At 31.1% G+C, this 7,619-nt stretch carries 7 protein-coding genes and 2 tRNA genes; all 9 read left to right on the plus strand.

Features of this window, described 5'->3' with window-relative positions:
• The first annotated feature begins 64 nt into the window (after window positions 1-64).
• Complete coding sequence (locus ACTG3S_RS13665) at window positions 65-1,369, plus strand: cryptochrome/photolyase family protein (RefSeq protein ID WP_439129893.1); 1,305 nt, start codon at window positions 65-67, stop codon at window positions 1,367-1,369.
• Window positions 1,370-1,455: 86 nt separating this feature from the next.
• Entirely contained in the window at window positions 1,456-1,782 is a 327-nt protein-coding gene (locus tag ACTG3S_RS13670; RefSeq protein WP_439129894.1) for a SnoaL-like domain-containing protein, read from the plus strand.
• 123 nt (window positions 1,783-1,905) lie between these two features.
• A tRNA-Thr gene (locus ACTG3S_RS13675) sits at window positions 1,906-1,979 on the plus strand.
• Window positions 1,980-2,043: 64 nt separating this feature from the next.
• A tRNA-Pro gene (locus ACTG3S_RS13680) sits at window positions 2,044-2,118 on the plus strand.
• 67 nt (window positions 2,119-2,185) lie between these two features.
• Window positions 2,186-3,187, plus strand: coding sequence for an NAD(P)H-dependent glycerol-3-phosphate dehydrogenase (locus ACTG3S_RS13685; RefSeq protein ID WP_439129895.1), 1,002 nt, complete (start codon window positions 2,186-2,188; stop codon window positions 3,185-3,187).
• A gap of 69 nt (window positions 3,188-3,256) precedes the next feature.
• On the plus strand, window positions 3,257-3,862 hold the full coding sequence (udk, locus tag ACTG3S_RS13690) for a uridine kinase (protein WP_439129896.1): 606 nt from the start codon (window positions 3,257-3,259) through the stop codon (window positions 3,860-3,862).
• A gap of 2 nt (window positions 3,863-3,864) precedes the next feature.
• Complete coding sequence (locus tag ACTG3S_RS13695; RefSeq protein ID WP_439129897.1) at window positions 3,865-4,182, plus strand: FtsB family cell division protein; 318 nt, start codon at window positions 3,865-3,867, stop codon at window positions 4,180-4,182.
• Window positions 4,182-5,528, plus strand: coding sequence for a methylmalonyl-CoA mutase subunit beta (locus ACTG3S_RS13700; protein ID WP_439129898.1), 1,347 nt, complete (start codon window positions 4,182-4,184; stop codon window positions 5,526-5,528). Before ACTG3S_RS13695 ends, ACTG3S_RS13700 begins: the two co-directional genes overlap by 1 nt.
• Window positions 5,521-7,584: a methylmalonyl-CoA mutase gene (gene scpA / locus ACTG3S_RS13705; RefSeq protein ID WP_439129899.1), complete on the plus strand. Its 2,064-nt coding sequence runs from the start codon at window positions 5,521-5,523 to the stop codon at window positions 7,582-7,584. Before ACTG3S_RS13700 ends, scpA begins: the two co-directional genes overlap by 8 nt.
• The last annotated feature ends 35 nt before the right edge of the window (window positions 7,585-7,619 follow it).

The raw sequence follows: 7,619 nt of genomic DNA on the forward strand, positions 1-7,619 counted from the left end.
TTAGAAAAAATATTTAAATTTAGAAGCGAAAAATTAATAGAACTCTTTGGAGAATACAAGTAAGATGAGTAAAAAAGTAAATATATTTTGGTTTAGAAGAGATTTAAGGTTAAATGATAATGTTGGGTTTTACAATGCCTTAAAAGGTGATTATCCTGTACTTCCTGTTTTTATTTTTGATAAAGAAATACTATCAAAACTGCCAGAAGATGATGCTAGAGTTACTTTTATTTTTGACACACTGCAAAAAATGAGAAATACATTGCAAGAAGAAAACCAGAGTAGTTTAGCTATGTATTACGGTAAACCTAAAGAAGTTTATAAAAATCTTTTAAAAGAATATGAGGTTCAGAATGTTTTTACAAATAGAGATTATGAACCTTATGCCACAAAAAGAGATAAAGAAATTAAAGAGCTTTTAGAAAAAAACAATATTGGTTTTAAAACATTTAAAGACCAAGTTATTTTTGAAAAAGATGAAGTTGTCAAAAAAGACGGTAATCCGTATGTAGTTTACACGCCTTACATGAAGGTTTGGAAAGAAAAATTTAAAACCTATAATCTCGATATCTATTACACAAATTCATATTTAAAAAATTTAATAGAACACACACGCTTAGCAAATTTAAGTCTGTCAGATATGGGTTTCAAAAAATCTGACCAAAAAATAGAAGATTTTACAGTGACTCCAACACTAATTCAAGAATACGAAGATACACGTAACTACCCAGCAAAAGATGCTACTTCTAAATTAGGCCCACACTTGCGATTCGGAACAGCCAGTATTAGAAAAATGGTTACCAAAGCCATTGCAGAAAAAAACGAGATTTTTTGGCAAGAATTAATTTGGAGAGAATTTTTTATGCAAATCTTATGGCATTTTCCAGAAACCTCAGAAAAATCTTTTAAATCTAAATACGATAGAATTGAATGGAGAAATAATGAAGAGGAATTTAAAAAATGGTGCAAAGGGCAAACAGGCTATCCTTTAGTTGATGCTGGCATGCGTCAACTAAACCAAACAGGTTTTATGCATAACAGAATTAGAATGTTGGTAGGAAGCTTTTTATGCAAACATTTATTGATAGATTGGAGATGGGGTGAAGCTTATTTTGCTGAAAAATTACACGATTATGAAATGGCTAGCAATGTAGGTAACTGGCAATGGGTTGCAGGTTCTGGCGTCGATGCCGCTCCTTATTTTCGAATTTTTAACCCCACTACACAAATAAAAAAGTTTGATAAAGATTTAGAATACATAAAAAAATGGGTTCCAGAATTTCAAGAACTTACTTACGCCAAAGAAATGGTAGATCATAAAAAAGCAAGAGAACGTTGTTTAAAAACATATAAAGAAGCCTTAAACTAAATTTAATTTTTTTTCTTTATTTTTAAAGTCAATCAAAAAAATTTAAAAAAATGACTACAAAAGAAGTAGCACAAAAGTGGAAATAAATGTGCGAACAAGGCAAAAATGTTGAATGTATTAATGAATTATATGCAGACAATTTAGTGAGTAAAGAAATGCCAGGTGTACCACATGGCGAAGTTGTAACTGGTAAACAAAATGTTTTAGAAAAAAGCAAGCAATGGCTTGATGATGTTCAGGAATTTCATAGTAATAATATTTCTGAACCTGTAATTTCAGACAACCATTTTTCTAGTAAAATGAGCTTCGATATTACATTTAAAAGCAGAGGAAGACAACAAATGGATGAAATTTGCGTTTTTGAAGTACAGAGTGGAAAAATTACAAACGAACAATTTTTCTATACTATGTAAATTATTATTTTTTCTTGATAAAAGCTTCAATTTTTATTGAAGCTTTTTTTTTGTAAAAATAACCTAAAAATAGCTTGCCTGTTTTTAAATTTTATATTTTATTTGCGCTCGTAAAATTAAAAAGCCGATGTAGCTCAGCTGGCTAGAGCAGCTGATTTGTAATCAGCAGGTCGTGGGTTCGAGTCCCTCCATTGGCTCATTTTTTTTAAAGTCTCAAAAAATATTTTTTTGAGACTTTTTTTATACTTTTACAAAACTATTCGGGATGTAGCTTAGTCCGGTTAAAGTGCTGGTCTGGGGGACCAGAGATCGGAGGTTCGAATCCTCTCATCCCGACTTTTTTCTATAGTTTCATAATTATTTTAATTGTTTATCTTGCAAGAACTCATTAAATAAAAAAATTATGAATTTAAAAGTTGGTTTATTAGGTGGTGGTTCTTGGGGTACTACAGTTGCCTCACTTACTTCTAAAAATGCTGAAACTATTTTGTGGGCAAGAAATTTAGAAACTGTCTTAGAAATCAATCAAAAAAACACCAATCAAAAGTACTTACCGAATGCAAAACTTCATAAAGGTTTAAAAGCTTCTAATTCTATAAAAGAAACTGTAAAAAATGCTGACGTTATTGTTATGGGAATTCCATCACAAAGTTTTAGAAAAGTACTTTTAGAAGCCAAACCTTACATTAGACCTTGGGTACCTATTGTCAGTTTAGCAAAAGGACTAGAAATTTCCTCTAAAAAAAGAATGACAGAAATTATAGAAGAATTGATGCCTGGGCATCCTGCAGGTGTTTTAACAGGACCAAATTTGGCAAAAGAAATACACTTTGGTAAAGCTGCAGCTGCTGTAATTTCTATGGTTGATAAAACGATTGCAAAAAAATTACAAACTGTTTTTAGTTCAGGGTTGTTTAGAGTTTACACAAATACAGATGTAATTGGTAGCGAATTGGGTGGAGCCTTAAAAAACGTAATGGCAATTGCCACAGGAATGGGAGATGGAGCAAATGCAGGAGATAATACAAGATCTGCATTAATCACAAGAGGCTTATCTGAATTAACTAGATTAGGTACAGCAATGGGTGGTAAAAGTAAAACTTTTGCAGGTTTAACAGGTTTAGGCGATTTAGTGGCTACATGCTCTAGTAATAAAAGTAGAAACTATCATGTAGGATATCAATTAGGAAAAGGAAAAAAACTAGATGATATTATAAACAATATGAATGAAGTTGCAGAAGGTGTCAAGACTACTAAAGTAGTTATGGAACTTGCTGAAGAGTATAATATCCATATGCCAATAACAGAAGAAGTCTACAAGGTTTTATATGAAGGTAATACCGTTTTTGATGCTTTTAAAGGATTAATTACCCACGAAGTTGGTTCCGAAAAAGAACCCGGATAAACCTTATTTTTATATTTTTGTAATATCTTTACTTTAACAAGTTAATTTTTATCAAAATTATAATTATATATGCTAATTATTGGAATTGCAGGTGGTACAGGAAGTGGTAAAACTACTGTTGTTAACCAGATTATTAAACAACTACCTACTGATGAAGTTTGTGTAATTTCACAAGACTCTTATTATAATGCAACAGACAATTTATCTTATGACGAGAGATCTAAAATAAATTTTGACCACCCAAGAGCCATTGATTTCAACTTGATTATTAAGCATTTAAAAGCCTTAAAATCTGGTAGAACTATCAATCAACCTGTGTATTCTTTTGTGCAACATAACAGAACAAAAGATACTGTTAAAACACATCCACGAAAAGTAGTTATTGTAGAAGGTATTTTAATATTCAATAATAGTGATTTGAGAGATTTATTTGATATTAAAATATTTGTGCATGCAGAAACAGACGAACGCTTAATAAGAAGGTTAAGAAGAGATATTACAGAAAGAGGTAGAGATATAGACGAAGTTTTAAGCCGATACCAAACAACTTTAAAACCAATGCATCAACAATTTATAGAACCTACCAAAAATTTTGCAGATTTAATTATACCTAATGATAGGTTTAATAATGTAGCCATAGATATTGTTAGAACCGTAATAAACGAGCGTTTATAAATATGACTTTTAAAGATTTAAAAAATAAAAAGTCTTACAAAATTCTCACAAATATTTTTGTGCTAATTTTTATTCCGTTTTTAATATGGATGGTATTTTTTGATGAGAACTCTTATTTAGTACATAAAAAGTTTGATACAGAAATAGAAGATTTAGAAAAAACAATTTCTTTTTATCAAAAGAAAATAGCTAAAGATAAAGCAACCATAAAAAAACTAAAAGATTCTCTACAACTAGAGCGTTTTGCAAGAGAAAAATATCTGATGAAAAAAGAAAACGAAGATATATATATTATAGAATTTGATACCATAAATAAGTAATGACAAAATTTCTATTTGACGAATTTGAAGGCACTACACCAGAAGCTTGGAAACAAAAAATTCAAGTAGACTTAAAAGGTGCAGATTATAATAGTAGTTTACTTTGGCAAACTCAAGAAAGGTTTAGTGTAAAACCATTTTATACAAAAGAAGACAAAACAAACAGTAAAATAAACCTACCTAAACAAGGGTTTCATATTTGTCAAACTATATTTATAGATGATGTAAAAATTGCAAATTCGCTAGCAATTGACGCATTAAAAAGAGGTGCAAATGCTATTCAATTTAAAGCCTCAAAACCATTCGACCCAAAAACATTATTAAAAAAATTCCCTGGTAAAACACCCATATACTTTCACCTTACATTTTTAGATGCCGATTTTACAACGAAACTTGCTGAGTTTTGCCACAGTACAAATACCTATATACAAACAGATATTATTGGCAATTTAGCTGCTTCAGGGAATTGGTTTTTTAGTTTAAAGGAAGATCATAAAAAATTAGAAAAGGTTGTTTCATCTGCCAATAATTGTATTTCTGTTTCAGGTGAATTATACCAAAATGCAGGAGCAAATATCGCTCAACAATTAGCATACACTTTAGCACATGCCAATGAATATCTAAACCATTTTGGCCCAGAAATAGTAGATAAAATAAGTTTCAATTTTGCTGTGAGTAGTAATTACTTTTTTGAAATTGCAAAAATTAGAGCATTTCGAATTTTATGGCAATCACTTTTAAAGGAATATGACGTAGAAAATAAAGAAGCTCATATTTTTACACAACCAAGTTTAAGAAACAAAACCTTATATGATTACAATGTAAATATGCTACGTACAACATCTGAATGTATGAGTGCAATTTTAGGGGGCTCTAATACTGTTGCTAATATTGCTTATGATGAAATTTATCATAAAGCAAATGAGTTTGGTGCTAGAATCTCAAGAAATCAATTATTAATTTTACAACAAGAGAGTAATTTAAAAGAGGCGCAAAATTTTGCAGATGGTGCTTATTATATTGAGGCAATTACTGAACAGTTGACAGAAAAAGCCTTGGATATTTTTAAGCAAATAGAAAAAGCAGGCGGCTTTTTAAAGCAATTAAAAGCAGGAATTATTCAGAAAAAAATTACTGAAAGTGCTTTAAAAGAAGATGAAAAATTAAACAATAAAGATATTATTCTTTTAGGTAGCAATTTACAAGTTAATAAAGCTGATAAAATAAAAAATGATTTAGAATTATATCCTTTTGTAAAGCAAAGAAATATAAAAACATTAATTACACCAATCATCAGAAAACGTCTTTCTGAAAATTTAGAAAAAGAAAGATTAAACCATGAGTAGAAAAGATATTTCTAATATAAAGTTAGTTAACAACCAAAAACTAAAAGTTAAAGGCAAAAAACACGAAGATTTTGTCGCTGGAATTGCACCAAATTTAAGAGGTCCATACAGTACTATGTACGTTAGAAGACCTTGGACAATTAGACAATATGCAGGTTTTTCTACTGCAGAAGAAAGCAATGCTTTTTATAGAAGAAATTTAGAAGCAGGTCAAAAAGGATTATCTGTCGCTTTTGATTTAGCCACACATAGAGGTTACGATTCAGATCATGAACGTGTGCATGGAGATGTTGGTAAAGCAGGAGTTGCCATAGATTCTGTAGAAGATATGAAAATTTTATTCGATCAAATTCCTTTGGATAAAATGTCTGTTTCTATGACTATGAATGGAGCTGTATTACCCATTTTAGCTTTTTATATTGTGGCTGCAGAAGAACAAGGTGTTTTACCAGAGCAACTTTCTGGAACCATACAAAACGATATTTTAAAGGAGTTTATGGTGCGTAATACATACATCTACCCTCCTGCACCATCTATGAAAATTATTGCTGATATTTTTGAATATTCAAGTAAACGAATGCCGAAATTTAATTCTATTTCTATTTCTGGTTATCATATGCAAGAGGCTGGTGCTACTGCAGAAATTGAATTGGCATATACCTTAGCAGATGGTTTAGAATACATCAAAAAAGGATTAGAAGCAGGTATGGATATCGATTCTTTTGCTCCAAGATTATCTTTCTTTTGGGCAATTGGCATGGATCATTTTACAGAAATTGCAAAATTAAGAGCTGCAAGAATGTTGTGGGCAAAAATTGTGAAGCAATTCAACCCTAAAAACCCAAAATCTTTAGCTTTAAGAACACACTGCCAAACAAGTGGCTGGTCTTTAACAGAACAAGATCCGTTTAACAACGTTGCCAGAACCACTATAGAAGCAATGGCTGCTGCTTTTGGTGGAACGCAAAGTTTACACACAAATGCTTTAGATGAAGCCATTGCTTTACCTACAGATTTTTCTGCTAGAATTGCAAGAAACACACAAATTTATCTACAGGAAGAAACATATATTACAAAAACTGTAGACCCTTGGGCTGGTAGCTATTATGTAGAACAACTTACTGAAGATATTGCAAACAAAGCTTGGGAATTGATGGAAGAAGTAAAAGAGTTGGGTGGCATGACCAAAGCGATTGAAAAGGGAATTCCGAAAATGAGAATTGAGGAGGCTGCTGCAAAGAAACAGGCAAAAATAGATAGTGGACAAGATGTTATTGTGGGGGTAAATAAATATCAACTAAAAAAGGAAGATCCTTTACATATTTTAGAAGTTGATAATGAATCTGTAAGAAAATCTCAAATAAAAAGATTAGAAAAATTAAAGGCTTCAAGAAATTCTTCAAATGTTACAAGATCTTTAGACGCTTTAACTACAGCTGCAAAATCTGGAAATAAAAATTTATTAGAATTGGCTGTAAATGCAGCTAGAAATAGAGCCACTTTAGGTGAAATTTCTGATGCTTTAGAGGCTGTATTTGGCAGACACAAAGCAGTTACAAAAACCATATCTGGTGTGTATAGTAAAGAAATAAAAGAAGACAAACTCTTTAAAAAAGCCAAAGATTTGGCAAATAAGTTTGCAGAATTAGAAGGAAGACGCCCAAGAATAATGATTGCCAAATTAGGGCAAGATGGTCATGATAGAGGTGCAAAAGTAGTAGCAACAGGTTATGCAGACTTAGGTTTTGATGTAGATATTGGCCCCCTTTTTCAAACACCACAAGAAGCTACAAAACAAGCTGTAGAAAATGATGTACATATTTTAGGTGTGTCATCTTTAGCTGCTGGTCATAAAACATTGGTACCACAAGTAATTGGAGAATTAAAAAAATACGATAGAGAAGATATTATGGTAATTGTGGGTGGTGTTATACCTGCACAAGACTACCAATTTTTATTTGATGCTGGTGCAGTAGGTGTTTTTGGTCCAGGTACAAAAATTGCACAAGCTGCTATAGATATGCTTACTATTTTAATTGATAGTGTTACTGAGTAATTTTTTTTGTATCTAAACTTGTTTTCCTATAATCT

Source organism: Polaribacter sp. (assembly GCF_965656025.1).
In the GTDB taxonomy this organism is placed as follows: domain Bacteria; phylum Bacteroidota; class Bacteroidia; order Flavobacteriales; family Flavobacteriaceae; genus Polaribacter.

Bases quoted from the DNA above. Each gene is read 5' to 3' on its own strand.
- udk (WP_439129896.1), top strand. From the start codon at position 3,257: ATGCTAATTATTGGAATTGCAGGTGGTACAGGAAGTGGTAAAACTACT.
- scpA (WP_439129899.1), top strand. From the start codon at position 5,521: ATGAGTAGAAAAGATATTTCTAATATAAAGTTAGTTAACAACCAAAAA.
- ACTG3S_RS13700 (WP_439129898.1), top strand. From the start codon at position 4,182: ATGACAAAATTTCTATTTGACGAATTTGAAGGCACTACACCAGAAGCT.
- ACTG3S_RS13685 (WP_439129895.1), top strand. From the start codon at position 2,186: ATGAATTTAAAAGTTGGTTTATTAGGTGGTGGTTCTTGGGGTACTACA.
- ACTG3S_RS13665 (WP_439129893.1), top strand. From the start codon at position 65: ATGAGTAAAAAAGTAAATATATTTTGGTTTAGAAGAGATTTAAGGTTA.
- ACTG3S_RS13670 (WP_439129894.1), top strand. From the start codon at position 1,456: ATGTGCGAACAAGGCAAAAATGTTGAATGTATTAATGAATTATATGCA.
- ACTG3S_RS13695 (WP_439129897.1), top strand. From the start codon at position 3,865: ATGACTTTTAAAGATTTAAAAAATAAAAAGTCTTACAAAATTCTCACA.